Origin of the sequence: Aliidongia sp., assembly GCF_035943795.1 — a bacterium.
Classification (GTDB): Bacteria; Pseudomonadota; Alphaproteobacteria; order ATCC43930; family CGMCC-115725; genus Aliidongia.
The window spans coordinates 1-25,692 of sequence record NZ_DASZBY010000120.1; the positions used below are offsets into that span (position 1 = coordinate 1).

Genomic DNA, 25,692 nt, shown 5'->3' on the forward strand with positions numbered 1-25,692 from the left:
GGCTCCAACGGTGCCGGCAAGTCCACGGTACTGAAGGCGATCTCCGGCGTGCTGGAGCGCGAGGACGGCGAGGTCATCCACGGCACGATCCGCTTCGCCGACCAGCCGATCACGCGCTGTCAGGCCCACGAGATCGTCGGCCGCGGCCTGGTCCAGGTGCCGGAAGGCCGGGCGCTGTTCCCGACCCTGACCGTGCTGGAAAACCTGCAGATGGGCGGCTATTGCCAAAGCGCGCGCGACAGCCAGCGCGGGCTCGACTGGATCTACGGCCTGTTCCCGCGCGTGTTCGAGCGACGTCACGAAACCGCCGGCTACCTCTCTGGCGGCGAGCAGCAGATGGTCGCGGTCGGCAGGGCGCTGATGGCCAAGCCGCGCCTGCTCATGCTCGACGAACCCTCGCTCGGCCTGGCACCGCAGATCATCGAGGCGATCTTCGACACGATCCTGACCCTGAATCGCGAGACCGGCCTGACCGTGCTGCTGGTCGAGCAGAACGCCCAGCTGGCGCTCGGCGTCGCCAGCCACGGCTATGTCATGGAGAACGGCCGCATCGTGCTGGACGGCCCGTCGGACAAGCTGCGCTCCAACGCGGACGTCCAGGAATTCTACCTGGGTTTCGGCAGCGGCGGCGAGCGCAAGAGCATGCGCGACGTCAAGCATTACAAGCGCCGCAAGCGGTGGCTGGCATGAGCCCGATGCTGCAGCTGACCGGCGTCTCCAAGCGCTTCGGCGGCCTGAAGGCGGTGAACGAGGTCAGCTTCTCGGTCGAGGCGGGCGAGATCTTCAGCCTGATCGGGCCGAACGGCGCCGGCAAGACGACGCTCTTCAACCTGATCAGCGCGATCTTCAAGCCGTCCGGCGGCAACATCCGGTTCGAGGGCCAGGATATCACCGGCCGCCCGACCTATGCGCTGGCCCGCCTGCGCATTGCCCGGACGTTCCAGAACCTGGCCGTGTTCAAGCACGAGAGCGTGGTGAACAACCTGCTGGTGGGGTTGCATACCCACCTTCATGCCAACCCGCTGTCTGCGCTCGCCTTCTGGGGACCGGCTCGGCGCGAGGAGATCCGGGCGCGCGAGCGGGTCGAGGAGATCATCGAGTTTCTCGAGATCGAGGATATCCGCGACATGGCCGTCGGCACCCTGTCCTACGGCCTGCAGAAGCGGGTCGAGCTCGGCCGCGCGCTCGCGATCGACCCGAAGCTGCTGCTGCTCGACGAGATGGTTTCCGGCATGAACCAGGAAGAACGCGAAGATATCGCGCGCTTCATCCTCGACCTCAAGGAACAGCTGGGCGTGACCATCATGATGGTCGAGCACGACATGGGCATCGTAATGGACATCTCGGACCGGGTCTGCGTCATGAACCATGGCGAAAAGATCGCAGAGGGCGTGCCGGCCGTGGTCGCGGCGGATCCTCGTGTGATCGAGGCCTATCTGGGCACCCGGCGCGAGGATCGCGCATGACGCCGGCGCTCGATCCCGCGATCCTGGCGACCCTGCCGATGCCGAGGGTGCTGCAGGCCCGCGCGGCGGCGGATCCGACCGCGCTCGCCATGCGCGAGAAGGTACGTGGCGTCTGGCACCGGACCAGTTGGGGCGAGTATCACGCCACGGTCCGCTGCTTCGCGATCGGACTTCATGCCCTGGGCTTCCGGCCGGGCGACCGGTTGGCCGTGGCCGGCGAGAACAGCCCGCAATGGATCTTCGCCGATCTCGCCGCCCAATGGCTGGGCGGTGCCTGCCTCGGGATCTATCCGACCAATCCCTGGCCCGAACTGCGCTACATCCTGGCCCATTCCCGGGCCAAGTTCGTCGTGGCCGGGGACCAGGAGCAGACCGACAAGATCATCGAGGCCCGCCGCCAGGGCGACGGCCTGCCCGATCTGGCGAAGACCATCACCGTCGATATGAAGGGCATGCGGTCGTACGACCGGGCCGACCTGCTGTCGTTCGACGACGTCCTGGCGCTGGGCCGCGAGGCGGAGGCGCGGCTGGGCGCCACGGTCGACGCGCTGCTGGACGCGCTGGATCCCGATGCGGTGGCGCTCATCGTCTATACCTCGGGCACGACCGGTATGCCCAAGGGCGCGATGTTGAGCCATCGCAACATGCTGAGCTCCGCCGCCGCCGTGGTCGGGACGATGGGCCTATCGGCCAGCACCTACTCCGTCGTGTGCTATCTGCCGCTGTGCCACGTCGCCGAACGCAGCTTCTCGACCTGCATGCAGCTGCTGTCGGGCGCGGTCGTCAATTTCGCCGAATCGATCGACACGATCGTGATCAACCTGCGCGAGATCGCGCCCAAGGGTTTCCTGGGCGTGCCGCGGATCTGGGAGAAGATGCAGCAGAGCATCCTGTTCCGGCTGCGCGACACGACGCCGTTGCAGCGCCGCGTCTACGAGCGGGCCATGGCGCTGGGCCGGCCGATCGCGGAACGCGCGATGGCCACGGGCGGACACCGCGCCGGCTGGCGGGATCGCATCCTGTTCCGGCTGCTATGGCTCGTCTGCTTCCGCAGCCTGCAGCGCTTCCTCGGCCTTGACCGGGTGCGCGCCTGCTATTGCGGCGGCGCATCGGTGTCGCCGGAAGTGCTGCTGTTCTTCCGCACCCTCGGCATTCCGATCTACCAGATCTACGGCATGACCGAGAGCGCCGGGGTGTCCCACCTGCAGCAGCCGGGTTTCACGCAGGCCGGCTGTGCCGGCCGCGCGATCGCCGGCCTGGAGCAGCAGCTGGCGCCGGACGGCGAGTTGCTGATCCGCGGACCGACCGTGTTCAAAGGCTATCTGTTCGATGCGGACGCGACGGCCCGCGCACTCGACGACGGCTGGCTGCATACCGGCGACATCGTCGAGATCGAGCCAAACGGCGAGATCCGGATCGCCGATCGCAAGAAGGACATCATCATCACCTCCGGCGGCAAGAACATCACGCCGTCGTTGATCGAGAACGCGCTCAAGGACTCGCTCTACATCCGCGAGGCGGTCCTGCTGGGCGACGGGCGCCATTTCCTCTCCGCCCTGATCCAGATCGAATACGACACGGTCGGCAAATGGGCCCAGGACCACAACCTGCCCTATACGACCTATCAGAACCTGGCGACGCTGCCGGAGGTGTTCGCCCTCGTCGAGGCCGAGGTCGCCGCGGTCAACGCCCGTTTCGCCCGGGTCGAGAACATCCGCAAGTTCGTCATCCTGGAAAAGCAGCTCGACCATGACGACGGCGAGCTGACCGCGACCATGAAGGTCCGGCGCAAGGCGATCGAGCAGAGGTTCCATCAGGAAATCGGCCGGATCTACGGGAGTGCCGCCTGATGGAATATTTCGCGCTGCTGCTGGGCAGCGGCCTCGTGATCGGCGCGACCTACGGGCTGGTCGGGATGGGGTTCGCCATCATCTACAAGGCGACGGGCGTGGTGAATTTCGCCCAGGGCGAATTGCTGATGCTGACCGCCTATATCGCCTTTTCCCTGACCCAGGGCCTGGCGCTGTCGTTCTTCCCGCTGCTGCTGGTCACCTTGCCGATCGCCATGGCGCTGGGCGTGCTGCTGGAACGGATCTTCATCCGGCCGATGCTGGGGGAGCCGGCCTTTTCGATCGTCATGGTCACGGTCGGACTTTCGGTCATCCTGCGTGGCCTCACCATCATGATCTGGGGGCCGGATCCCCATGAATTCCCGATCGGCCTGTCGACCACGGTCGTGCACCTGGGCCCGGTACCGTTTTATCCGGTGCAGCTCTATGCGTTGGGCAGCTTGGCGATCGCCACCGGCGGTGCCTGGGCGTTCTTCCGCTTCACCCGCCTGGGCATCGCGATGCGGGCCGTGGCCTCGAACGAGGCGGCGGCGCTGCTGATGGGCATCCGGGTCGACCGCATCCACATGCTGGCCTGGAGTTTCTCCGCCGCCATCGCGGCCCTTGCCGGCGTGCTGTTCGCAGCGATGTTCAAACTGGGTCCGACCATCTGGTTCGAAGGGCTGCGCTCGTTCCCCGCCGTCATCCTGGGCGGCCTCGATTCCGTGCTGGGGGCAGCACTCGGCGGCCTCGTCGTGGGCGTGATCGAGAACATGGCGCAAGGCTACCTGGGCCAGGGACTGCGCGAGATCGCCGGCTTCGTGGTGATCGTGCTGATCCTGATGGTCCGGCCCTACGGCCTGTTCGGCGACCGCCAGATCGAGCGGGTCTGAGATGCGCACGGGTCATTTCAAAGACAGCTATGCCAGCCTTGTGGCCCTGAGCGACAGCCGGACGGCCTGGGTCTGGACCGGCCTCATGGCGCTGGCACTATTGGCCCTGCCGCTGTTGGTTGGCGCCTACAGCCTGACGCTGGCCGTCACCATCCTGGTCGCGATCGTCGGCGCCATCGGGCTCAACCTGCTGACCGGGACGACGGGCCTGATCTCGCTGGGCCAGTCCGGTTTCCTGGCAATCGGCGCCTATACCAACGGCATCCTGCTGACCGACCATGGCTGGCCGATCTGGGCGTCCCTACCGGCGGCCGGGCTGGTCGCGGCCGCGATCAGCCTGCTGGTCGGCATTCCTTCGCTGCGCCTCAAGGGGCTCTATCTTGCGATCACCACGCTCGCCTTCTCATTCATCGTCAATTACCTGATCCTGTTCTTCGAAGGCGTGACCCATGGGTCCAACGGCATCTTCCTGGGCGATGTCACGATCTTCGGCTTCGACCTGTCGGCCGACCGGCCGTTGTATTATTTCACCCTGGCCATCACCGTGCTGGTGGCGCTGGGGGCCCTGAATCTGGGCCGCACCCGTATCGGCCGCGCCTGGCTCGCCATCCGCGACCACGACATCGCGGCCAGGGCGATGGGCATAGACCTGGTGCGCTACAAGCTGCTCGCCTTCTTCATGAGCTCGTTCTTCATCGGCATCGCCGGCGCGCTGATGTCGCTGCAGATCCGCTTCATCAACATCGACATCTTCGGCTTCCTGCTGTCGATCGAGGCCCTTGCGATCATCATCCTGGGTGGGCTGGGATCCGTGGCCGGCGCCATCCTGGGCACGGTCTTCCTGACGCTGCTGCCCGAGGCGATCCGCCTTGCGCTCTCGCTGATCGTCGATCCCAACGCCTCGACCTATTCCAAATACATCTATGAAATCCGCGGCATCACCTACGGCGTGGTGATGGTGCTGTTCCTGCGCTTCAAGCCGGACGGACTGATCGGGCTGTGGCGCGACGCGAAGAAGTTCTTCGTCAACTGGCCCCTGGCCTATTGAGCCAGGCCGAGAATGACCGAACCACGACGGACGGCCGAACGGGTCCGCGATCCAACGGGAGGGAACAGATGAGAGGCATGCTGAAATTCGCGCTGCTGGCCTTGGGCACTCTGTCGGCCGGCGGCACCGCGGCCTGGGCGGCGGAGCCCGGCATCACCGACACCGAGATCCGCATCGGCGACGTCAACATCATGACCGGGCCGGCGTCCTTCATCGGCCAGGCCGTGTCGGTTGGCTCCAAAGTCGCCGCGGCCGAGATCAACGCGGCCGGCGGCATCAACGGCCGCAAGATCGTCATCCATACCGAAGACGACGGCTATGTGCCGGCCCGCTCGTTCCAGGCGCTGAAGAAGCTGATCGAGGTCGACGACATCTTCGCGCTCAACGGCACCTCCGGCACCGCCAACGTGCTGGCCATGATGCCGCTGATCACCAAAGCCAACCTGCCGACCGTGGTGACGACCGCGCCCAACGAACTGGTCTACAACCCGGTCCGCCCGTCGGTCTTCACCATCGGGGCCTCCTACGAGGCGGCCTTCTTCGCCCAGCTGAAATACATCCACGAGCACAACGAACCGAAGACCCCGGTCTACGGCCTGATCCGGCAGGACGATGATTTCGGCGTCGCGGTCGAGAACGGCTACAGCCGGGCGATCAAGGAGTTGGGGCTGAAGGACGGCATCCGCCTGAAGTACAAGAAGGGCCAGACCGACTTCGGCGCCGAGTTGCTGCAGATGCGCGAGGCCGGCGTCACCGTGCTGGCGAACGGCGCCATCATCGCCAGCGCCGCCAACGTGCTGAGCGAGGCGCGCAAGCTGGGCCTCGATCTGCAGGTCGCCGATGTGTGGAGCGAGATCATGCCGCCGTCGGCGAAGCTGCTGGCGCCGGCGGGATATTCCTTCTTCGTCGGCGACTATATCGCGTCGATGACCGATCCGGCGGCGGTGAGCTGGCTCGAGCGGACCAAGCAATACATGTCCGACACCGACCGGCAGGCGGTCAACCGCTACACCTTCATCACCTATGCCGGCCTCAAGGTGCTGGCCAAGGCGATGGCGGCCTGCGGCAAGGAGCTGACGCGTGCCTGCACGGTCGAAAACCTCAAGAAGACCCATGGCTTCGAGACCGGGGGCCTGACCGCGCCGATCAGCTTCGACAACGAGAAGCAGTTGGGCGGCACCGAGGTCAAGGTCTACCAGGTCAATCTGGCGGACGTGAGCTTCAAGACGCTGACCGGCTACACGCAATATTGACCGAGGCCTGCCGGCGGGTTCCGCCGGCAGGCCTCGTTTCGAGGGTAAGGGTTTGATCGGATGATCCTGTTCCGGAAAGTACTGGTGGCGAACCGCGGCGAGATCGCGTGCCGGGTGCTGCGCACCTTGCGGCGGCTCGGCATCGCCAGCGTCGCCGTCTATCACCGCGAGGATCGGAACGCGCCGCATGTCGCGATGGCGGACGAGGCGATCCGCCTCGACGGCCCGGTGCCGAGCGGCGCCTATCTCGACCGCGACCAGATCATCGCCGCCTGCCGATCGACCGGGGCCAAGGCGATCCACCCGGGCTATGGTTTCCTGTCGGAGAATGCCGGGTTTGCCGAGGCAGTCGAGGCGGCCGGCCTCGCCTTCATCGGCCCGGGGGCGGACGTGATCCGGCTGATGGGCGACAAGATCCGCTCGCGCGAATTCGCGGCCGGACACGGCGTACCGGTGGCACCCAGCGTCACCGAGGACGAGGCGGGAGAAGCGTTCCTGGCGCGCGCCGTCGCGATCGGCTTTCCGCTGTTGATCAAGGCATCGGCCGGCGGTGGCGGCAAGGGCATGAAGATCGTCCGCAACACGGCGGAGCTGGCCGAAAACGCCGCCCTCGCCCGCAGCGAGGCCAGCCGTTATTTCGGCGACCCGCGCATCTTCGCGGAACGGCTGGTCGAGGAGCCCCGGCACATCGAGGTGCAGGTGATGGGCGACGGCAATGGCAATGTCGTGCATTTCTACGAACGCGAATGCTCGCTGCAGCGGCGCTACCAGAAGATCGTCGAAGAGGCGCCGGCGCCGAACCTGCCGGCCGCGTTGCGCGATCGGATCTGTGCCGCCGCGGTCCGGCTCGCCGCCGCCGCCAATTACCGCAACGCCGGCACGGTCGAGTTCATCCTGGGTGCCGACGGCGAATTCTATTTCCTGGAGATGAACACCCGGCTGCAGGTCGAGCACCCGGTGACTGAGATGGTCACCGGCATCGATCTGGTCGAGGAGCAGATCCGCATCGCCGCCGGCCAAGGACTGTCGTTCGTCCAGGAGCAGATCCGCATCGCCGGCAGCGCCATCGAATGCCGGATCTGCGCCGAAGAGCCGGACCGGGATTTCCGCCCGGCGACCGGCCGCATCGCGCTGCTGGACCTGCCGTCCGGCGAGGGCATCCGATTCGACGGCGGCATCCTGGCGAAGCAAGCGGTAACGCCGGCATTCGATTCCATGCTGGCGAAGCTGATCGCCCATGGCCCGTCCCGCGCGGACGCGGTCAAGCGGCTGGAACGGGCGCTGGAGCAGACCGCCGTGCTGGGCGTGCCGACCAACCTCGACTACCTGCTGCGCATCGTTCGCCATCCGGCCTTTCAAACGGGCCGGCTCCATACCGGCTTCCTGACGCTCCATGCGGAAGACCTCTCCGCTCCGCCTGCTGACAGCCCGACATCTGTCGCGGCCCTGATCGCGGCGGCGCTGGGCGACAAGGCGTTCCGCGACCTCGCCTTCGGCATTCCCGAGCCCCACGCCACGATCGGCCTGTGGCGCAATTGAGCGAACGACATGAGCTATGACCTCCAGCGCGGCGCCGACCGCGTCAGCCTCGGCATCGTCGCCCGCCGTCCGGCTCTGTCAGTAGCGATCGAAGGCCTCCTCCACCAGGTCGAGGAAATCCGCCATGGCGCGGACGATTTCGAACTGCGGGTCGACGGCCGCACCTTCCGCGGCCGGCGGACGATTTCCAGCGACGAGATCCAGATCCGGCTGGATGGACAGACTTTCGTGTTCCGGCGGCTGCACGGCATCCGCGGCATCGACACCTCGGCCGCCACCGGCGACGAGGTCCGGGCCGACATGCCCGGCACCGTCGTCGCCTGCCACACCGAGGCCGGCGCGGCGGTCGCCCCAGGCGATCGGCTCGTCACCATCGAAAGCATGAAATTGCAGATGACCGTTTCCGCGCCCCGCGCCGGCACGATCGCCCGGATCCATGTCGCCGAGAACGTCACCTTCGAACGGGGCGCCGTGCTCGTGTCCCTGGTGCCGATCGCCGGCGAGGAGAAATAGCAATGGCGGTCATTCGTTCGACGATCGATACCGGATCGGAGGAATTCCGCATCCGCTATGCCCATAACAAGGCGCTGGTCGAGGATTTCCGCCGACGCCAGGGTGCGGCCCGCGCCGACCGGCCGGCGCGCGACGTCGATCGCGTACGCAAACAGGGCAAGATGCTGCCGCGCGAGCGGATCGAAAAGCTGCTGGATCCGGGCACGCCGTTCCTGGAATTCTCCAGCCTCGCGGCGAACGTGGCCTACGATGGCGAGGCACCGGGCGCCAGCTGCATCACCGGCATCGGCGTGATCGCCGGTCGCGAGGTCGTGATCCATGCGGACGATTCCACGATCAAGGGCGGCGCCTGGTACCCGCTGACCGTCAAGAAGATCGTGCGTTGCCTGGAAGTGGCCATCGAGAACCGGCTGCCGGTCGTGCATCTGTGCGATTCCGCCGGCGGGTTTTTGCAGCTGCAGTCCGAGGTGTTCCCGGACAAGTACATGGCCGGGCGGATCTTCCGGAACCAGGCGATCCTCAGCAAGATGGGCGTGAAGCAGCTGGCCCTGGTGTTCGGCCATTGCACGGCGGGCGGCGCCTATATCCCGGCCCTGAGCGACTACAACGTCATCGTGCGCGGCACCGGCGCCGTGTTCCTGGCCGGCCCACCGCTGGTCAAGGCCGCGACCGGCGAGATCGTCACGGCCGACGACTTGGGGGGCGCCGATCTGCATACGCGCACCAGCGGCACCTGCGACTATCCCGCGGCGACCGAGGACGAAGCCATCACCATCGGCCGGGAAATCATCGCGCAATGGGAGCATCCGCGGAAGACAGCGGTCGATCGCGAACCGCCGGAGCCGCCGCTCTACGATCCGGACGAGCTCTATGGCATCCTGCCCGACACGATCAAGAAGAGCTTCGACAGCCGCGAGGTGATCGCCCGGCTGGTCGACGGCAGCCGCTTCCACGAATACCAGCCGGCCTACGGCACGACGCTGATCTGCGGCTTCGCCCATATCTGGGGTTTCCGGGTCGGAATCCTGGCCAACAACGGCGTGCTGTTCAACGACAGCGCACTCAAGGGCGGCCATTTCATCGAGCTGTGCAACCAGAACAACACGCCGATCGTGTTCCTGCAGAACATCACCGGCTACATGGTCGGCCAGGAGTATGAGGCCGCCGGCATCACCAAAGACGGCGCCAAGATGATCATGGCCCAGGCCTGCAGCCACGTGCCGAAATTCACCATCATGTGCCATGCCTCGTTCGGCGCCGGCAATTACGGCATGTGCGGCCGGGCCTATGACGGCCGGCTGTTGTTCACCTGGCCCAACCACCAGATCGGCGTGATGGGCGGCGAGCAGGCCGCCAATACCCTGGTCGAGGTCAAGGTCCGCCAGCTCCAGCGCAAGGGCGAGGTCGCGGGCGACGGCGTGCTGCAGGAGATCCACCGCACGACGCTCGAGGCCTACGAAGACCAGATCTCGGCCTATCATTCGACCTCGGAGCTATGGGACGACGGCATCCTCGACCCCGTCGATACGCGCAACGCACTGGGCATCGCCATCTCGGCCTCGCTCAACGCACCATTCGGTGAGCCGGGTTATGGCGTCTTCCGTTTCTGACGCCTCGTTGCTATTTGGCGGAGCCGGTATAAACAGGGCGGGTCGGCGCCCCGGCGCGCCCGCCCAGGCCGGAGTCTATGGATGAAGAAGTTGGCCGTTCGCCGTCAGGTGTCCCGGTTGCCACGGGAGTTGCGCATCGCGGAGCTGATGACCGCCGCGCGCGCCGTATTCAAGGAGAAGGGTTATGCCGACGCGCTGACCTCGGAGATCGCCGAACGGGCCGGGGTGGTGGAAGGCACGATCTACCGCTATTTCGACAATAAGCGCGACCTGCTGATCAAAGTGCTCGAGCAATGGTACGTCGAGATCATCTCGGACTATGAGAAGCAGTTGAAGCATGTTTCCGGCACCTGGAACCGCCTGCGCTTCATGGTTTGGCACCATCTGTCGGTGCTGCATCTGGAGCCCGTGCTGTGCCGGCTGGTGCTGTTGGAGATGCGACCGGCGCCCGACTATCGCCAGACCATCGTGTTCGACATGAACCGCGAATACACGCTGCGCACGATCGAGATCATCGAGGCGGCGGTCGCGAGCGGCGAGTTCCGGAGCGGCCTGTCGCTCGCCCTGGTGCGCGACATGATCTATGGCGCGATCGAGCATCACACCTGGGCCTATCTGCGCGGCGAAGGCGATTTCTCGGCCGACCAGGTCGCCGACAGCCTGGCCGATATGGTCTATCGCGCGCTCGCGACCCATCCCAGGGTCGAAGCGCCCGTCCCTGACGCCCATCAACTGACCCAGGCGATCGAGCGGCTGGAGAAGATCGCGGACCGCCTAGAGGTCCCTGCCGCTCTGGCAACGAAGCGCAGCGGATTGGCGAAAGCGCGTTCCTAGGATCGGGCCGCCTGGTAGTCGTCCGCCAGTGCGGCGACGAGGGCGGCGGTTGTCGGGATGTCTCGGATCTGGCCGACGCCCTGCCCCGCCGACCAGACGTCGCGCCAAGCCTTGATCTCGCCCGTACCGAAATCAAACGCTTCCGCCCGTTCGGTCCGGTCCGGGTCGACGCCGGCCGCGAGCAGGCTCGGGCGCAGGAAATTGCCCGGCACGCCGCTGACCGCGGGCGTATAGACGATGGCCGCGGCCGTCGAGGCGACGAGCATTGCCTTGTAGCCATCGGGCGCCATGCTTTCGCGCGTCGCGATGAAGCGGGTGCCCATATAGGCGAAGTCGGCGCCCAGCATCCGCGCGGCGGCGACCTGGCGACCGGTCGAGATCGCCCCACCCAGCACGATCGTGCCGTCGAAGAAGCTGCGGATTTCGGAAACGAAGGCGAACGGGTTGAGCAGGCCGCCATGGCCGCCGGCGCCGGCACAGACCGCAATCAGCCCGTCGACCCCGGCGGCGGCCGCCTTTTCCGCGTGGCGCAGGGTGACGACGTCATGGAACACGCGGCCGCCATAGGCCTGGATCGCCTCGATCACGCCGGCGTCGATGCCCAGCGAGGTGATGACCAGGGGCACGCGATGCTCGACGGTGATGCGCAGGTCGGCCGCCAGCCGCTCGTTGTTGCGATGGACCACGAGATTGACGCCGAACGGCGCGATTGCCTCCGACGATGGCACGGCAAGCCGCCCTTCGATCTCGTCGAGCCATGCGGCGTAGCCGTCGCTCGTCCGCTGGTTCAGCGCCGGAAACGTGCCCACGATCCCGGCGCGGCAGGCCTCGACCACCAGATCCGGCCCCGAGACGAGGAACATCGGCGCCGCGATCACGGGCACGCGCAAATCCCATGCGAACGAGCCATTCTTCAACATGCTGTCCTCCTCGTCGACGAGAGTCGATACCAACTAATAAATGCTGCTCAATACCGTATTTCAGCGCTAATCATCGTATTTCTATCGCAAAACCATCCCGCCTCCATGATAGGATAAACAGAATTTATTAGAAAATCCGGAGGAACGTCGCTTGCAGCCCCTACGCGAGGATTCGGCGGGATCGGGACCCTTCGACGGCGCAGCCATGTCGCTGGATTGGCCGCACCCCGGCGTCGCCCGGGCGCGCTTCATCCGGCCCGCCGAGATGAACACGCTCAGCTTCGAATTCCTCGCCGAACTTGGCCGGGTGATCGACACGGCCGAGACCGGGCGGGCCCGGGTGCTGATCTTCACCGGCGAGGGCAGCGCGTTCTGTGCCGGTGCGCATCTGAAATACTTCACCGATCCCGAATCGCCGCTGAACACCCCGATCGGCATCCGCGACCGCTACCTGGTGCCGATCACCCGCCTGTTCGACCGGCTGGAGGCGGCGTCGTTCGTGACCATTGCCGCGATCAACGGCCACGCGCTGGGCGGCGGATTCGAACTCGCGCTCTCGTGCGACCTGCGCGTGATCGCCACCTCGGCCCGCGTCGGGTTGACGGAGGTCCGCGTCGGCGCCTTTCCCGCCGCGGGCGGGGTGCAGAAGCTGCATCGCCTGATCGGGCGCGGCAAGGCGCTGGAACTGATCCTGCTGGGTCGCCAGATCGCAGCCGCGGAGGCCGATCGGCTGGGCCTGGCCTATGCCGTGGTCGAACCGGACGACCTGCCGGCCGCGACCCTGGCCCTGGCACAGGAGGTCCTGCGCGGCGGCCGGTTTGCGGTCGCCCAGGCGAAGGCGAACATCTACCTGTCGGAGAATGTCGATCTGAAGAGCGCACGCGATTTCGGCCTGGAGTCGCTCACGGTGTTGGCCGGCTCGACCGATTGGGCCGAGGGCATGGCCGCCTTCGTCGAAAAGCGCAAGCCCCGGTTCGAGTAGGTCACCAGCCGCCGACTTCGAGCCACTCGTCGAGCAGTTCCAGCTTCTCGACCCCGAAGAACAATTCGCCATCGACCAGGAACGACGGTGACCCGAAGATGCCCCGCGCGATCGAGGCATCGACTTCCTGGCGCAGGAGCAGCGCTGCCTCGCCGCTCGCGAGCCCATCGAGGATCCCGCGCCGATCGGCCGCGTTGCCCAATCCGGCGATCTCGGCCACACGCTCCGCATCGTCGAGCGCGATGTCTTCCATCCAGTAGGCCGCATAGAGTGCCGCCGCGGCGGCGCGCGCGCGATCCGGCGCATGGGTCCGCAGCCAGTGGAACGCCCGGCCCGCCAGCAGCGGGCTCGTCGGCGGCCGGTCGATCGGCCGCGTCAGTACGATCCCGTGGCGCCGCATGTAGCGGGCGGCATCGTGTTTCAGGTAGGCGCCGCGCAAGGGAATATCGAGCATCGGCTTCAGGCCCATGACCTTGAGCACGGTCACGCCGACCAGCATCGAGCGCCAGTCGACCGGCCGCCCGTGGGCCGCCGCCAGCGCGTTGATCCGCAGGCTGGCGAAATAGCCGAACGGTGAGATGAAATCGAAGTAGAAATCGATCGGCGCTGCCGAAGTTTCGCTCATCACCCCGAATGCTCCGATCGATCGTGCCCGGGCATGTTTCCGAGGCGGCGCATCCAATCTTATTGAGTAAGCCTCATCATGTCGATCCCGTCCTCAGATTCGGCGGGATATCGTTATGAAATGCCGCACCGCGACATGGATTTATCCGGGGGAGCGCTCATCCAGGGGCGTGACATTCCGCCGGAAGTGAGCATAGCTTATCAGCAAGCGGCGCGGCCGAAGCCGACGCTGGGTGCCGGCATCATCGGCACGACCAGGGAGGACGAGGAGATGCCCCGTACGGGTTCATCCAGCGGGCAGGTCAACGAGACGACAACCGGCATTCCCGGTATCCGCCAGGCCGGGCGCCTGACCGTCTATGATCTGTTTCGTGCGTCCGTTCGCGCTCATCCGGACAATCTCGCCATCGAAGCCGGCGACAGAAGGATATCGCTGGGAGCGCTCGATCGCCGGGTTCGGCGCCTGGCCAACCGGCTGCATCACAAGGGCATCGGCCGCGGCGACCGGATCGCCCTGTTGTCGGAAAATCGGCCCGAGTTCATCGAATGCATGCTGGCCGCCGCTGTCCTGGGCGCGATCGTGGCATGCCAGAACTGGCGCCTGTCGACCACGGAGCTCGAGCATTGCGTGACCCTCGTTACGCCGAAGCTGGCCATCGTGTCCCCGCGTTTCGCCCCTGCCCTCGCGGCGATCCAGGCCGATGTCACCGAGGTGCTGGAATTCGGTGACGCCTACGAGGCCCTGATCGCCACGGGCGACGAGATGCTGCCCGATGCCGTCGTCGATCCCGAGGATGGCCTGCTGATCATCTATACCAGCGGCACGACCGGCATGCCCAAGGGCGCGCTGATCAGCCATCGCGCCGAGATCGCGCGGATGACCGTGCTGCGCATGGACATGCGGGTGACCGAGGAGGACGCCTTCGTCGCCTGGGCACCGATGTTCCACATGGGCTCGGCCGATCAGGTGCTGGGCGCGCTGATGGGCGGCGCACCGGTCATCGTCGTCGACGGCTTCGATTGCCGAATCATCGTCGACGCGATCCGCGACCACAAGCTCGGCTGGCTGCTGCTGATGCCGGGCACCATCGAGCCGGTGCTCGACATGGTCCGGGCCGAAGGCGTGGTGCCGCGCGGCATCAAGGCGGCGGGCGCCATGCCCGACCTGGTGCCGAAAGCCCTGATCGCCGAGTTCAGCCGCGCGCTGCGCGCGCCCTATCTGAACAGTTTTGGCTCGACCGAGACCGGCCTGCCGCCGGCTTCGCGCCGCCTGTTTCCGCCCGGTGAATTACCCGAAAGCCTGTCCAAACAGCAGAGCTCGCTCTGCGAGGTCCGCCTGCTCGATCTCGATGGCAACGAAGTGCCGGACGGCGAGACGGGCGAGATCGCCATTCGCGGACCGACGGTGTTCAGCGGCTATTGGAACGCGGCGGCCACCAACGCCCGCGACTTCGGCGACGGCGGCTTCCGCATGGGCGACTTGTTCCGCCGGAATTCCGATGGCACCTATGACTTCGTCGACCGGGCGAAATACATGATCAAGTCCGGCGGCGAGAACATCTATCCCGCCGAGATCGAGCGTGTGCTGCTGGCCGACACCCGCATCACCGACGCGGTCATCGTCCGCCGGAAGGACGAGAAATGGGGCGAGGTGCCGGTCGCCTTCGTCTCGACGAGCGATGGCACGCTGACCGCCCACGATGTCGACCAGATCTGCCGCCGCTCGCTAGCCGGCTACAAGCGGCCGAAGGAAGTCCATTTCATCAGTTTCGACACCTTCCCTCGCAGCACGACCGGCAAGATCCAGCGCCACGAGGTCGAGAAATGGCTCTAGGCGAAGGCCTGTCGCCGGATCTCGCCTCGGCCGGCGAGGTTGCCGCCTGGCAAGCTGCCCGTCGCGGCGGCAACGATGTCGTCACCGCCGGCCTGGTCGAGCGCTTCCACGCGACCCTGGGCCGGCCGATCCTGCCGGGCGAGTCCGGCGACCCGGCGCCGCTGGGCCTGCATTGGTGCCTGGCGCCCGAGGCGGTCGAGGCCGACAGCCTGGGTCCGGACGGCTTGCCCGCCGACGGCGGCATCATTCCGCCGATCCGCATCCTGACCGGCATCATGTGGGGCGGTGGCGAGATCGCGTTCCAGCAGCCGTTGCGTGTCGGCGATCCGGTCGAGCGCGTCTCGCGGCTGGTCGGGTTGACCGAAAAGAACGGCCGGTCGGGACGCCTGGTGTTTGCGCGGCTGCAGCACGAGTATGTCGTGCGCGGCCAGGCCTGCGTCAGCGAGGTCCAGACCATCGCCTTCCGCAACCCCGTGGCCGCCCCGCCGCCGCCGGGTCCGGACGAACAGGCCGGCGAGACCTGGGATTTCAGCCGCACCGTCACCCCGACGGAGACGATGCTGTTCCGGTTTTCCGCCCTGACTTTCAACCCGCACCGGATCCATTACGACCAGCCTTACGCGACCGCGGTCGAGCATTTCCCCGGCCTGGTCGTGCATGGGCCGTTGACCGCGGCACTGCTGCTCGACGCCTGTGCCGGGCATGTCGGCGGCGAGGCCGTCGCCCGCTTCCGCGTCAAGGCCGAACGACCCGCCTATGGCGGCAACCGCCTGACCCTGGCCGGCCGCGTCGCCGGCGAGGAGGTCGCGATGGCGGCGCTCGACGAGGCCGGGCGCGTGGTGATGCGCGGTACGGCAACGCTGCGCCGATGACGATGTCGAATTCCTGGCGGAGGCGGAAATGGCTGAGCAGAACCTGCAACGGAACCTGATCTCGCGCGTCAACGTCGGCGACCTGCTGGTGCGCAGCGCCGCCCGGTCACCGAAGCAAATCGCCATCGTCGACGGCGACCGGCGGCTGGGATATCGCGCGCTCAACGACTGGGTGAACCGCACCGCGCACGGGCTGGCGGCGCTCGGCTACCAGCGCGGCGATGCGCTGGGCCTGATGTCGACCAACAATGCCGAATTCCTGGCGACCTATTTCGCCTGCGCCAAGCTGGGCCTGATCTGCGTGCCGATCAACCTGTTCTGGCGCCATACCGAACTGGCTTATGTGCTGGGTCATGCCGCGATCAAGGGCATGGTGGTCGAGGCCGGCCTGCTCGATCAATTGCAGCCCGCACTCGCCGAATGTTCGACCGTCGATCACGTCGTCGTCATCGGCGATCGTCCGGAAGCGGCCGTCGCCGGGCGCCAGTCGCTGGGGTTCGACGACCTGCAGGACGGCATGCCCGCCGCGGAACCCGAGGCCCTGGTCGAGGATCGCGATCCGATCTCCTACCTCTACACCAGCGGCACGACCTCGGCGCCCAAGGGCGTGGTCAGCAGCCATCTGGCGATCTACCTGGAATCGCTTGGCGTGGCACTCGACACGCGCATGACGGCGGACGACCGGGTGACGGCGATTCTGCCGCTGTTCCATACCGCACAGCTGAACGTGATCGCGACCCCGGCGATCGCCGTCGGCGCCACCATTTTCATCCAGCGCGGGTTCGACGCCGCCCGGGTCGCGCATCTGATCGAAGCCGAACGCCTGACCCTGCTATTCGCGCTGCCGATGATGTATCGCGCGCTGCTCGAACAATTGGCCCGGGAGAGCCGCGACGTCGCGAGCCTGCGCCTCGCCATCTACGCCATGGCGCCGATGCCGACCCACGAACTGCGCAACGCGATCGACAAGCTGGGCTGCGACTTCGCCCTGATGTTCGGCCAGACCGAAATGAATCCGCTCTCCGCCTATTTCCGGCCGGAGCACCAATTGAGCCACCCGGGCGCGGTCGGCACACCGTCGGTCAACGTCCAGATCGCGATCATGGACCCGGCCGGCGGCTTCCTCGCCGAGGGGCAATCGGGCGAGATCGTCTATCGCAGCCCGCAGGTGCTGACGGGCTATCTGCACAATCCCGAAGCGACCGACGCCGCCTTCGCCGGCGGCTGGTTCCATTCGGGCGATTCCGGCTATTTCGATGCGGATGGCATCCTGTGGTTCGAGGATCGGTTCAAGGACGTCATCAAGAGCGGCGGCGAGAACGTCGCTTCGATCGAGGTGGAAAAAGCGCTCTATGCCGCCGACCCCGCCGTACAGGAAGTGGCCGTGGTGGGGCTGCCGCACGATCGCTGGGACGAGGCGGTCACCGCCGTCGTCGTGGTGAAGACAGGTGAGGCGCTCGACGAGAAGACGCTGCTGACCAAGGTGCGCGACCATCTGAGCCCGTTCAAATGCCCGAAGCGGGTCATCTTCACCGAGGCCCTGCCAAAGACCGCGACGGGCAAGATCCAGAAAGCGAAATTGCGCAAGGACCTGGTCGATTTCTATCGGACTGACAAATAAAGGTGGCCGGAGGATCGAACGCGGCGTTCCGTCAGGATGAAAGCGGCCCGATCAGAAGTGCCGACGTCTCGCCCAGCAGCCGAAGAAGCAAAGACTTCCGCTCGGTAGCGGGAAGATCATCAAGAGCGATGGGCGGCGGCGTCCAGATAACGAATCCGATAGAGACCGCCGCGGGAAGCGCCAACACGGCCAAGTCAGTTTGCCCCACCAACAATCACGCCCGGGGTCGTGCCCTGTTACTTTAGCTTCGTCCAAATCATTGATTTAGTTGGAGCGGGTGAAGGGAATCGAACGAGTTCGACCCCCTGCCCATCCGTGGATACAATTCTCTCCTCGTGAACTGAGCCTCGGCTTCGCTGGGAAAGGCCCACAATGGCACGCCTGTTTGGTCACCACTTCCTGATTGAGCTGCTTCTGCTCGCCCTTGCCGTGAGCTTTCAACTCCCGAACGCTATCGCCGAGACCACGATCGACCGACCTTGTGATACATGCCTCAGGATTCGGGTCGGACTTCCGCATGTGGTTCGAGGGCCGGCGGCCGACATGGCCGACAATCGCTTTACCGAAATCCAGGTCCCCGGCGGCGGCTTTCGCGGCTTTGACGCCCACGGCGATACCCGTGCGATCGATGGACGGCGCCCGTCGGATATGGGCGGTCCGGAGCGCACCGTGCTTCGTCCGGGCCAGCCTGGAACATCCGATTCATGTGGACAATGGCTGAACCACGCCGAGCTTACCGGCGCCTCCGTTCTCGGCTTCATCCACGATGAAACCGCGTGCAAATACCAGGTTGGCCAAACCCATAAATCCATGTCCGTTGCCACCTCGGCCGATTATGGCCTGACATGGAATAGTCTTGGACAAATCATCACCGGCACCGATGCTCCCGCCGCCAACAGAAACACCGGCGAAGGCGATTGTACCGCCGTCAACGGGGCGGACAGCTATTATTACGCCTACTGTTTCCGCCCGAGAGACGGGGCACTGATCGTCGCACGCGCGCCCGTTTCCGACCCGGGTCCAGGAAACTGGTGGAAGTTCTTCCAGGGCAAATGGGCCCAGCCAGGATTGGGTGGAGACGCAACGCGCCTCATGGCGGGATCAGGTGTCAGTTCGGCCCGCTGGCTGACCTCAGGCCAAGTGGTGCTGACGGGCTGGGTGCGTGGCGGCTTGGGCGTGTTCCTGAGCAGCGATCACACAACGCTTGCGCCTTTGACCGAACCGCTGCTTGCGGTAGATCCCGGAGAGTGGCGACGACCGGCGCCATCGGAACTCATTTTCTATCCGGTCATCCTCGACGCCGGGACAGGGGCCAATCAACTCTCCAATTCATGGATGCTGGTCTATGCCTACATCCAGCCCAATGAAGGCGGCGGTCAAAAATATCTCGTCTTTCGGGATGTTGCGGTGTCCGTCTCCAAGGCGCCCGTTTCCCCGCAGGTCGGCGTGCTACTCGCCCGTTGGAACGACGCAGCCCTGCACGATCGCTGGTCAACGACGGCGGCCGTGCCGGGAAACGATGTCACCTACAAGCTTGAAGCCGCGTCCGGGTATCTGATGACGGCGGCTCCTTCAGGCGAACGGTCGGTCGAGTTGGAGGACTGCGTCAGCGAACGTCCCGGGCATCCGGATCATCTGCTGGCCAAGAGGGGCTTTTGCGAAGCGCACGCCTATCAACGTCTCCGCACTGCAGGGTGGATCTTCACCGCGCAAAAGCCGGGTACCCAGCCGCTCTATCAATGCTACTCCGATGCCGACCATTCGCATTTCGCCGCCAATCAGGCAGATTGTGACGGCAAAGGCCGGATGGAGGCGCTGCTGGGCTATGACCTCGTTGAATAGTCGCAGAGCGCCGCGAACGGACTCGTGCGCAGTTGAAGGCGCGTTGGTGCCGATTCCATACTTGAAAGCGGATCATCGCGAAGCCGCTCAGCCCCGGTGCCAGCCTCATCAGCGTGCACCCGAACGGGTCGGACGGCATGGGACAGATTTAGCGCCCCCAAGAGGGTTGCCCGGAATGGTCGGCCCGCCGGGATCGGACGAGATCCAGACCCAAATAATACAGTCTCATTCCAATCCGCTCTCAGTCAGATAATTTACGCCGGCAGGCGAGCAACCGTATCAATCAGATGGCATCGGGCGCTTCATTTGGCGAGCCGCCCCCAATCTCGCGACAGTTCCGATCAAACCGGCATTTTATCTTTTGCGAGCCCCTTGTCTGGATGGACGTCAGCGATCGCGCCAAGCCAATACGCGACCGTACCAAGAAACTGGGCGGTCTCGAACGGCTTTGACACATAGTCATCCATGCCGGCGGCCAGATAGGTTTCCCGGTCGCCGCGCATCGCGTTCGCCGTCATCGCGATGATTGGCACGTGCCGCCCCGCCCTTTCGTGCGCCCGGATTTCGCGGGCTGCCTGGAGTCCGTCGACGACCGGCATCTGCACGTCCATAAGGATCACGTCGTGGTTGCCGTGCCGCCAGGCATCGATCGCCTGCCGCCCGTCCGATGCCAGTTCAACCTCATGACCGGCACTGGACAACAGGGCGAACGCGATCTGCTGGTTGATCAGATTGTCATCGACGACAAGGATTCGGCCGATGCCCCTACTTGGCACCACGGCGCTGATCGCGGGATCGGGAACGATTTCTCCATCGAACTCGCCGCCGACCAGGCGCAGGAGGCAATCGGACAGGGCCTTTCGACGGATAGGCTTGGTGAGGACAGCATCGAAGCCGAGTGTGGCCGCGGCGCTGCCTTGCGGCACGCTCGCCGACGAGAGGAGGACAAGCTTGGGCTGCGGCCAGTCCTTGCCGACGCGGATCTTCTCGGCCAGATCCTCACCTGAAAGGATCGGCATCGTATGGTCGGCCACCACGATATCGAAGGGAGTGCGGGCGCGTCGGGCCGCGAGGGGGGCCTGGAGTGCCGCGATCGCGTTTGGGGCCTCCTCGACGATCATTCCTTGTGAGCCGAGCTGTCGGCTGACGCTGGTCCGGTTCATCGCGATGTCGCCGACGATCAGAACCCGTATACCGGCGAGCGGCTCCGATGTAGGCGATGCCTGCGCTGCGCGCCCAGTCGCCGTCGGCAACGACAACTCGATCCAAAAAATGCTCCCGCCGCCGGGCCGGTCGTCGACGCCGATCTGGCCCCCCATGTGTTCGACCAACTGCCTGCAGATCGCCAGCCCAAGCCCGGTCCCACCGAAGCGCCGGGCGATCGAACTATCGGCCTGTTCGAACTTCTGGAAGAGTCTTGCCTTGGCAACATCGTTCAGACCGATCCCGGTGTCATGGACCTCAAGGCGAATGCTGGTCCGGCCCGGACCGTCGGGAACGGTTTGCGCTTCGACGGCGACGAAGCCGCGGTCGGTGAATTTGATGGCGTTGGAAACGAGATTGAGGACGATCTGGCGGAGACGGGCCGGGTCCCCGCGCAACGGGTTCCGCGTGGATTCGTCAAGCAACACCGCCAGTTCCAGTTCCTTCTCTTGAGCTTTCGGCGCCATGAGTTCGACCGCGTCCTCGATCATCGTCTCGAGACTGAAGTCGATTTCCTCAAGTTCGCACTTGCCGGCTTCCAGCTTCGAGATGTCGAGGATGTCGTTGATGATCGCGAGCAGGGAATCGGCGGAGAGGCGAACGGCTTCGGCAAATCTCCGCTGTTCCGGAGCAAGAGATGTGCGCAACAACAGACCATTCATGCCGATGATGCCGTTCATCGGCGTCCGGATTTCGTGGGACATGTTGGCGAGGAATTCCGACTTGGCGCGGTTCCCGGCTTCAGCGGCTTCGCGCGCCTGCTCCTCGACGGTCTTCTGCCGTTCGACCTCGGCCAACAAGGATCTGACCTTGTGGTTCGACAGAAGCTGGTCGACCATTTGGTTGTAGCCATGAAGCACCACGGATGTCATGGCGATGCCGTGCAGGAAGATCAATCCGGCGAAGATTATGTAGGCTGTGTCGCCGGTCGCGGCTGCCGCGATCAGCAGAGGGAAGCTTCCGAGGTAGATCTGGCAAAGCGTGGTTCGCGGAACCGTGTTGTTGCGGGCGGCCAAGCCCGAGACGAACCCCGACCACGTGGTAACGACGATGAAATGCACGACTGGATCTGGCACTAAATACACAACAAGACCCAAATAGCCCCAGCACATACCCATTGCGAGGGCACCAATGGCATGTCGCCGGACCCAGACGTCCGGAGCGTCTCGAAGCCGATGGCGACGATAGCGATGGACCAGCAGCAGGCGCCAAGCCGAGACACAGACCGACAGACCGATACACCACAGCAGCCACCCGGCATGGGATCGGTACCAGGACATCCCGGCAATACCCACAAGGCCACACATCCCGACCGCGAGAGGGGCCATTTGCTGGAAGAGGCTGTCGATCAAATGCCTCTGAATACCCGGCGGCAGCGAACGGCTGGGCAGGCGGAGCCCGGAGAACGATAGCGAGGGGTCTTGCCGGATCGTAGCCCGCTCGACATCCGGCTGGCTGTTGTCGTCCATCGGTTTCCTCCAGTGACCGCGGAAATAGTGGCTGAATAGAATGAAGTACGGATTAAGGTTGAGCCCCTGCATTTCGTCCGACCGACGGCCTTGTCACAGCGTCTGTTGACGGCTTACGGCGGCCCCGCTCGCTTCGTCGGCGACCGCCTAGCATTGGTCGTTTCCATGCACTTGGGCTGCTTCCGGGCGTGAGTCCGACGTCTGCCATTGCCCCACCAATGCCCGGAAGCGAAACGGCAAAAAGCCCCCCCGAACGTCTATTCGAGAGGGACTTGAACCGCTGACACGAGTGCTGGGCAGCGCGGGCGTCGTCGCTACGCGACCTGCTGGTGCGGCCGCTGTCCACCCAGGACCGTGTGGCGGCCAGCGGGGCCTGCCCCGATCGGCGGCGACTGGAGGGATCGACCCTGCGCGCTATGCGGTCGAACATTGATCTGTTGTTAAAATCATGCGCGCAAGCTTCCTGGATCATGGATGGGCGATAACCCGGAAACATTCGCGTGTGCAAGCAACTGGCGACGCCCTCTGAGCGTCGGGCGGTCGATCTCGAACGACAGAACCTGTCCGAAGAAATTTCGCGACTCGAGAGGTGGTTCGTCTGTCTGATTCCCGATGGATTGGGACCCGTCGCATCGGCCCTCGCGATGGCGCGGCGGTTGGGCGCGACCGCGTTGCTCGCCCGGGCGCTCTCGCTTTCAGCGCGGGTCGAACTGGTCGAAGGGCGCCACGACACCGGCATAGCCACGATCGAAGAGGCGCTTGCGGTTTTCGCGGGCCTGGATGGCGATGTCGCCGCGCAATTGGCCGGTCCGCATGCCGAGGCGTGGCGCGTCGCCGGGAACGCCCAGGTGAAATTCGGCAACATAGCGGCGGCGCTGCCGCTGCTGGAGCGATCGATCGAGATTGCGCAGCGGGGCCTCGACGGCGAATTGACGGATGGCGACGTTCCCCGTTCCATTCCTGCTGCCAGCGCGCTCGTCCGCAGCCTCAACAACATGGGCTTCGCGTTGACGAGCATGCGCGAGATGGTCGGTGCCGCGGAGGCGCTCCAGCGGGCGTTGGAGGTCGCCGACACCTATCCCGAGACCCTTCTCGATGTGCCGGAAGACATCATCTTCACCATCGGCAACCTGGTCGCCCTCCTGCAACAGGCGGCACGCGACCGGATTGCCGTCGGGGAAAATCCTGCCGAGGAACTGTCGCGAGCCCGGAGCCTCCTGGAGACGCGGGCGGCCAGGATCATCGCTGCCGACAAGGCGCAAAACGCCAAATCGTCGAAAGTGACGCCGAGCGCGCAACGGGACTATGTGGAGGCGCTCAGTCGCAATCTGCTGCTGGAAGGCAGGGCGGAGGACGCGCTCCGGTGCTTCCAGACATTGATGGAAGAGGCCGGCGAAGATCAGTGGCAAGAAGGCACCGTTCAACGAGGCCTGGCGGAAGCCCTGCTGGCTCTGGGCCGCCCCGCCGAGGCGTTGGTTCATGCTCGCGCTGCCCTTGCCGCCCATGACCGGAACGAAGAGGTCGTCGACCGGGCGGCGGTGCTCCTCGTCCTGTCGCATGTGCAGCGCGCGCTGGGCGACGCGCAGGGAGCGCTAACCAGCATCGAGGAGCACCATCGGCTGCGCGCCCGCCTCGATGCCTCGGCGGCCAGACAATATGCGCTGCACATGGCGGCGCGGATCGGTCTCGAACGGGCACGGGCGGAGGCCGAAGCGCAACGGCACATCGCCAATGAACTCGATCTGTTAAATGGCCGATTGATGAAGCAGGCCTTGGCGCTTACCAGCGCCCACGCCGAGGCGGAGCGGGCAAACCTGGCCAAGTCGGCGTTCCTCGCCAACATGAGCCATGAGCTGCGCACGCCGCTCAACGCGATCCTGGGATTTTCCGAGATGCTGCACGACGGTTATGCGGGTGCGCCCGGACCCGCCTGGGTCAGTTATGCCGGTCATATCAACGACGCCGGCCGGCACCTGCTCTCGGTCATCAACGACGTGCTCGACCTGTCGAAGATCGAGGCCGGCCGGGTCGATCTGGCGCTCGAACCGGTGAAGCTGGCCGACATCTTCGGTTCATGCCGGGAATTGATCGCGCCGATGATCGAGAAGGGAGAACTGGCCCTGTCGATCGACTGCGACCCGCCGGGGTTGGAAATTCCGGCCGACCGGGTTCGCTTGAGGCAAATCCTGCTGAACCTTCTGTCGAACGCCACCAAGTTCACGCCGGCGCAGGGTCGGATCGCGCTGTCGGCGCGTCGTGCGAGCGGCGGTTTCGTCGAGATCGTCGTCGAGGATAGCGGGAGCGGCATGACCGAGGACGAACTCAAGATCGCGCTCGAGATCTTCGGACAGATCGACAGCACCGTCGCCCGAAAGCACGAGGGCTCGGGCCTGGGACTGCCGATCGCAAACGGCCTGGCCGAACTCCATGGCGGCTCGCTGGTCGTGCGCAGCCGGAAAGGCAGCGGCACGACCGTGACCGTATCCCTTCCGTCGGCCCGCGCGTGAGACGGCTCAGGCGATAATGCCAAGCTGCGCCCGCCGGCGTCGTATTGGAAGGAGTTGCCCGACGGGAACTGACAGCAGGGATGGTTTCGTCTAAGTCGTTTATTGGAGCGGGTGAAGGGAATCGAACCCTCGTCGTAAGCTTGGGAAGCTTCTGCTCTACCATTGAGCTACACCCGCGTCGGACCCCGGGGGCCGAGCGTACCACCGATGCGTCTCGGGGCACGGCGGCGGACTATAGGGAGCGGCCTTGGGCCTGGCAAGAGGGTTGGACGGCGGTCGGCATCGGCTTGGCCGGGGGTTGTCCGCGGCGGGGGGAGCGGCGCAAGACAGAGGAGCCATTCGGCACGACCGGGCTTGCATCCGTCCGGCTCCGCCCCCACCCTCTCTCGAAAGAATGCCCGGACCGGACGCCCGCCCGGCGAAGAAGTGAACGCCCATGTATTCTGAGACGACCCGCGACATCCGCGTTACCGTGCGCCCGAGCTACCTCGAAGACCAGTCCTCACCCGACGAGAATCATTTCGTCTGGGCCTATCGGGTGCTCATCGAGAATCTGGGCCAGGAGACCGTGCAGCTACGCAGCCGCCATTGGCGCATCACCGACGGGGTCGGTCGTCGCCAGGAGGTGAAGGGCGCCGGCGTGATCGGCGAACAACCGGTGCTGGCGCCCGGCCAATCGTTCGAATACCAGAGCGGCACGCCGCTCTCGACCTCGTCCGGCATCATGGACGGCACCTATCAGATGGAGACGTCGGAAGGCGAGGCGTTCGACGTGCGCATCCCCGCTTTCTCCCTCGACTCGCCCCATCAGCCAACCCAACGGCACTAGCGCC

General features: G+C 65.4%; 20 protein-coding genes and 1 tRNA gene. 17 read left to right on the forward strand and 4 right to left on the reverse strand.

Features of this window, described 5'->3' with window-relative positions; translation table 11 throughout:
• From VGV37_RS23630 to VGV37_RS23675, 10 genes are all read left to right on the forward strand, one after another.
• The coding region (locus VGV37_RS23630; protein WP_326882240.1) for an ABC transporter ATP-binding protein at positions 1-690 on the forward strand (690 nt) is incomplete at its 5' end.
• Positions 687-1,466: an ABC transporter ATP-binding protein gene (locus VGV37_RS23635; RefSeq protein WP_326882241.1), complete on the forward strand. Its 780-nt coding sequence runs from the start codon at positions 687-689 to the stop codon at positions 1,464-1,466. The genes VGV37_RS23630 and VGV37_RS23635, both read left to right, overlap by 4 nt.
• The gene (locus VGV37_RS23640; RefSeq protein ID WP_326882242.1) at positions 1,463-3,316 is read left to right on the forward strand and encodes an AMP-dependent synthetase/ligase; all 1,854 of its coding nucleotides are present in this window, start codon (positions 1,463-1,465) and stop codon (positions 3,314-3,316) included. The genes VGV37_RS23635 and VGV37_RS23640 overlap by 4 nt, the downstream gene beginning before the upstream one ends.
• Positions 3,316-4,188 (forward strand): branched-chain amino acid ABC transporter permease, encoded by an 873-nt coding sequence (locus tag VGV37_RS23645; RefSeq protein WP_326882243.1) that lies wholly within the window; start codon positions 3,316-3,318, stop codon positions 4,186-4,188. The genes VGV37_RS23640 and VGV37_RS23645 overlap by 1 nt, the downstream gene beginning before the upstream one ends.
• Position 4,189: 1 nt before the next feature.
• On the forward strand, positions 4,190-5,236 hold the full coding sequence (locus tag VGV37_RS23650; RefSeq protein ID WP_326882244.1) for a branched-chain amino acid ABC transporter permease: 1,047 nt from the start codon (positions 4,190-4,192) through the stop codon (positions 5,234-5,236).
• Between the two features lie 68 nt (positions 5,237-5,304).
• Entirely contained in the window at positions 5,305-6,489 is a 1,185-nt protein-coding gene (locus VGV37_RS23655) for an ABC transporter substrate-binding protein (RefSeq protein WP_326882245.1), read from the forward strand.
• A gap of 60 nt (positions 6,490-6,549) precedes the next feature.
• The gene (locus tag VGV37_RS23660; protein WP_326882246.1) at positions 6,550-8,028 is read left to right on the forward strand and encodes an acetyl-CoA carboxylase biotin carboxylase subunit; all 1,479 of its coding nucleotides are present in this window, start codon (positions 6,550-6,552) and stop codon (positions 8,026-8,028) included.
• A 9-nt stretch (positions 8,029-8,037) separates the two neighbouring features.
• On the forward strand, positions 8,038-8,541 hold the full coding sequence (locus VGV37_RS23665; RefSeq protein ID WP_326882247.1) for an acetyl-CoA carboxylase biotin carboxyl carrier protein subunit: 504 nt from the start codon (positions 8,038-8,040) through the stop codon (positions 8,539-8,541).
• 2 nt (positions 8,542-8,543) lie between these two features.
• Positions 8,544-10,151 (forward strand): acyl-CoA carboxylase subunit beta, encoded by a 1,608-nt coding sequence (locus VGV37_RS23670; protein ID WP_326882248.1) that lies wholly within the window; start codon positions 8,544-8,546, stop codon positions 10,149-10,151.
• Positions 10,152-10,232: 81 nt separating this feature from the next.
• A complete protein-coding gene (locus VGV37_RS23675) occupies positions 10,233-10,985 on the forward strand; it encodes a TetR/AcrR family transcriptional regulator (protein ID WP_326882249.1) in 753 nt (250 codons plus the stop codon).
• Here VGV37_RS23675 and VGV37_RS23680 read toward each other — a convergent pair.
• Positions 10,982-11,905, reverse strand: coding sequence for a nitronate monooxygenase (locus tag VGV37_RS23680; RefSeq protein WP_326882250.1), 924 nt, complete (start codon positions 11,903-11,905; stop codon positions 10,982-10,984). The two genes, VGV37_RS23675 and VGV37_RS23680, sit on opposite strands and share 4 nt — an antisense overlap.
• A 151-nt stretch (positions 11,906-12,056) precedes the next feature.
• On the opposite strand from VGV37_RS23680, the gene VGV37_RS23685 reads away from it, so the two are divergent.
• Complete coding sequence (locus VGV37_RS23685; RefSeq protein WP_326882251.1) at positions 12,057-12,887, forward strand: enoyl-CoA hydratase/isomerase family protein; 831 nt, start codon at positions 12,057-12,059, stop codon at positions 12,885-12,887.
• Between the two features lies 1 nt (position 12,888).
• Here VGV37_RS23685 and VGV37_RS23690 read toward each other — a convergent pair whose 3' ends face one another.
• Positions 12,889-13,512, reverse strand: a complete 624-nt coding sequence (locus VGV37_RS23690; protein WP_326882252.1) for a 2-hydroxychromene-2-carboxylate isomerase — start codon at positions 13,510-13,512, stop codon at positions 12,889-12,891.
• Between the two features lie 186 nt (positions 13,513-13,698).
• Between VGV37_RS23690 and VGV37_RS23695 the strand changes: the two genes are divergently transcribed.
• From VGV37_RS23695 to VGV37_RS23710, 4 genes are all read left to right on the forward strand, one after another.
• A complete protein-coding gene (locus VGV37_RS23695; protein WP_326882253.1) occupies positions 13,699-15,345 on the forward strand; it encodes a class I adenylate-forming enzyme family protein in 1,647 nt (548 codons plus the stop codon).
• Positions 15,336-16,217, forward strand: coding sequence for a MaoC/PaaZ C-terminal domain-containing protein (locus tag VGV37_RS23700; RefSeq protein ID WP_326882254.1), 882 nt, complete (start codon positions 15,336-15,338; stop codon positions 16,215-16,217). Before VGV37_RS23695 ends, VGV37_RS23700 begins: the two co-directional genes overlap by 10 nt.
• Before the next feature lie 28 nt (positions 16,218-16,245).
• Entirely contained in the window at positions 16,246-17,838 is a 1,593-nt protein-coding gene (locus VGV37_RS23705; protein ID WP_326882255.1) for a long-chain-fatty-acid--CoA ligase, read from the forward strand.
• Between the two features lie 372 nt (positions 17,839-18,210).
• The gene (locus VGV37_RS23710) at positions 18,211-19,680 is read left to right on the forward strand and encodes a hypothetical protein (protein WP_326882256.1); all 1,470 of its coding nucleotides are present in this window, start codon (positions 18,211-18,213) and stop codon (positions 19,678-19,680) included.
• Between the two features lie 341 nt (positions 19,681-20,021).
• Here the strand turns inward: VGV37_RS23710 and VGV37_RS23715 are convergent, their stop codons facing one another.
• Positions 20,022-22,352, reverse strand: a complete 2,331-nt coding sequence (locus VGV37_RS23715; RefSeq protein ID WP_326882257.1) for a response regulator — start codon at positions 22,350-22,352, stop codon at positions 20,022-20,024.
• Positions 22,353-22,996: 644 nt separating this feature from the next.
• Here VGV37_RS23715 and VGV37_RS23720 point away from each other — a divergent pair.
• Positions 22,997-24,859: an ATP-binding protein gene (locus VGV37_RS23720; RefSeq protein ID WP_326882258.1), complete on the forward strand. Its 1,863-nt coding sequence runs from the start codon at positions 22,997-22,999 to the stop codon at positions 24,857-24,859.
• Between the two features lie 103 nt (positions 24,860-24,962).
• On the opposite strand, the gene VGV37_RS23725 is transcribed toward VGV37_RS23720, so the two are convergent.
• Positions 24,963-25,036: transfer RNA gene (locus VGV37_RS23725), tRNA-Gly, on the reverse strand.
• Between the two features lie 259 nt (positions 25,037-25,295).
• Between VGV37_RS23725 and apaG the strand changes: the two genes are divergently transcribed.
• Positions 25,296-25,688 (forward strand): Co2+/Mg2+ efflux protein ApaG, encoded by a 393-nt coding sequence (apaG, locus tag VGV37_RS23730; RefSeq protein WP_326882259.1) that lies wholly within the window; start codon positions 25,296-25,298, stop codon positions 25,686-25,688.
• The last annotated feature ends 4 nt before the right edge of the window (positions 25,689-25,692 follow it).

Excerpts from the sequence above, each read along its gene's own strand:
- VGV37_RS23700 (WP_326882254.1), top strand. The coding sequence starts at position 15,336 with ATGGCTCTAGGCGAAGGCCTGTCGCCGGATCTCGCCTCGGCCGGCGAG.
- VGV37_RS23650 (WP_326882244.1), top strand. The coding sequence starts at position 4,190 with ATGCGCACGGGTCATTTCAAAGACAGCTATGCCAGCCTTGTGGCCCTG.
- VGV37_RS23680 (WP_326882250.1), bottom strand. The coding sequence starts at position 11,905 with ATGTTGAAGAATGGCTCGTTCGCATGGGATTTGCGCGTGCCCGTGATC.
- VGV37_RS23690 (WP_326882252.1), bottom strand. The coding sequence starts at position 13,512 with ATGAGCGAAACTTCGGCAGCGCCGATCGATTTCTACTTCGATTTCATC.
- VGV37_RS23705 (WP_326882255.1), top strand. The coding sequence starts at position 16,246 with ATGGCTGAGCAGAACCTGCAACGGAACCTGATCTCGCGCGTCAACGTC.
- VGV37_RS23640 (WP_326882242.1), top strand. The coding sequence starts at position 1,463 with ATGACGCCGGCGCTCGATCCCGCGATCCTGGCGACCCTGCCGATGCCG.
- VGV37_RS23715 (WP_326882257.1), bottom strand. The coding sequence starts at position 22,352 with ATGGACGACAACAGCCAGCCGGATGTCGAGCGGGCTACGATCCGGCAA.
- VGV37_RS23665 (WP_326882247.1), top strand. The coding sequence starts at position 8,038 with ATGAGCTATGACCTCCAGCGCGGCGCCGACCGCGTCAGCCTCGGCATC.
- VGV37_RS23635 (WP_326882241.1), top strand. The coding sequence starts at position 687 with ATGAGCCCGATGCTGCAGCTGACCGGCGTCTCCAAGCGCTTCGGCGGC.
- VGV37_RS23645 (WP_326882243.1), top strand. The coding sequence starts at position 3,316 with ATGGAATATTTCGCGCTGCTGCTGGGCAGCGGCCTCGTGATCGGCGCG.
- VGV37_RS23655 (WP_326882245.1), top strand. The coding sequence starts at position 5,305 with ATGAGAGGCATGCTGAAATTCGCGCTGCTGGCCTTGGGCACTCTGTCG.
- VGV37_RS23675 (WP_326882249.1), top strand. The coding sequence starts at position 10,233 with ATGAAGAAGTTGGCCGTTCGCCGTCAGGTGTCCCGGTTGCCACGGGAG.
- VGV37_RS23670 (WP_326882248.1), top strand. The coding sequence starts at position 8,544 with ATGGCGGTCATTCGTTCGACGATCGATACCGGATCGGAGGAATTCCGC.
- apaG (WP_326882259.1), top strand. The coding sequence starts at position 25,296 with ATGTATTCTGAGACGACCCGCGACATCCGCGTTACCGTGCGCCCGAGC.
- VGV37_RS23710 (WP_326882256.1), top strand. The coding sequence starts at position 18,211 with ATGGCACGCCTGTTTGGTCACCACTTCCTGATTGAGCTGCTTCTGCTC.
- VGV37_RS23720 (WP_326882258.1), top strand. The coding sequence starts at position 22,997 with ATGGCGCGGCGGTTGGGCGCGACCGCGTTGCTCGCCCGGGCGCTCTCG.
- VGV37_RS23660 (WP_326882246.1), top strand. The coding sequence starts at position 6,550 with ATGATCCTGTTCCGGAAAGTACTGGTGGCGAACCGCGGCGAGATCGCG.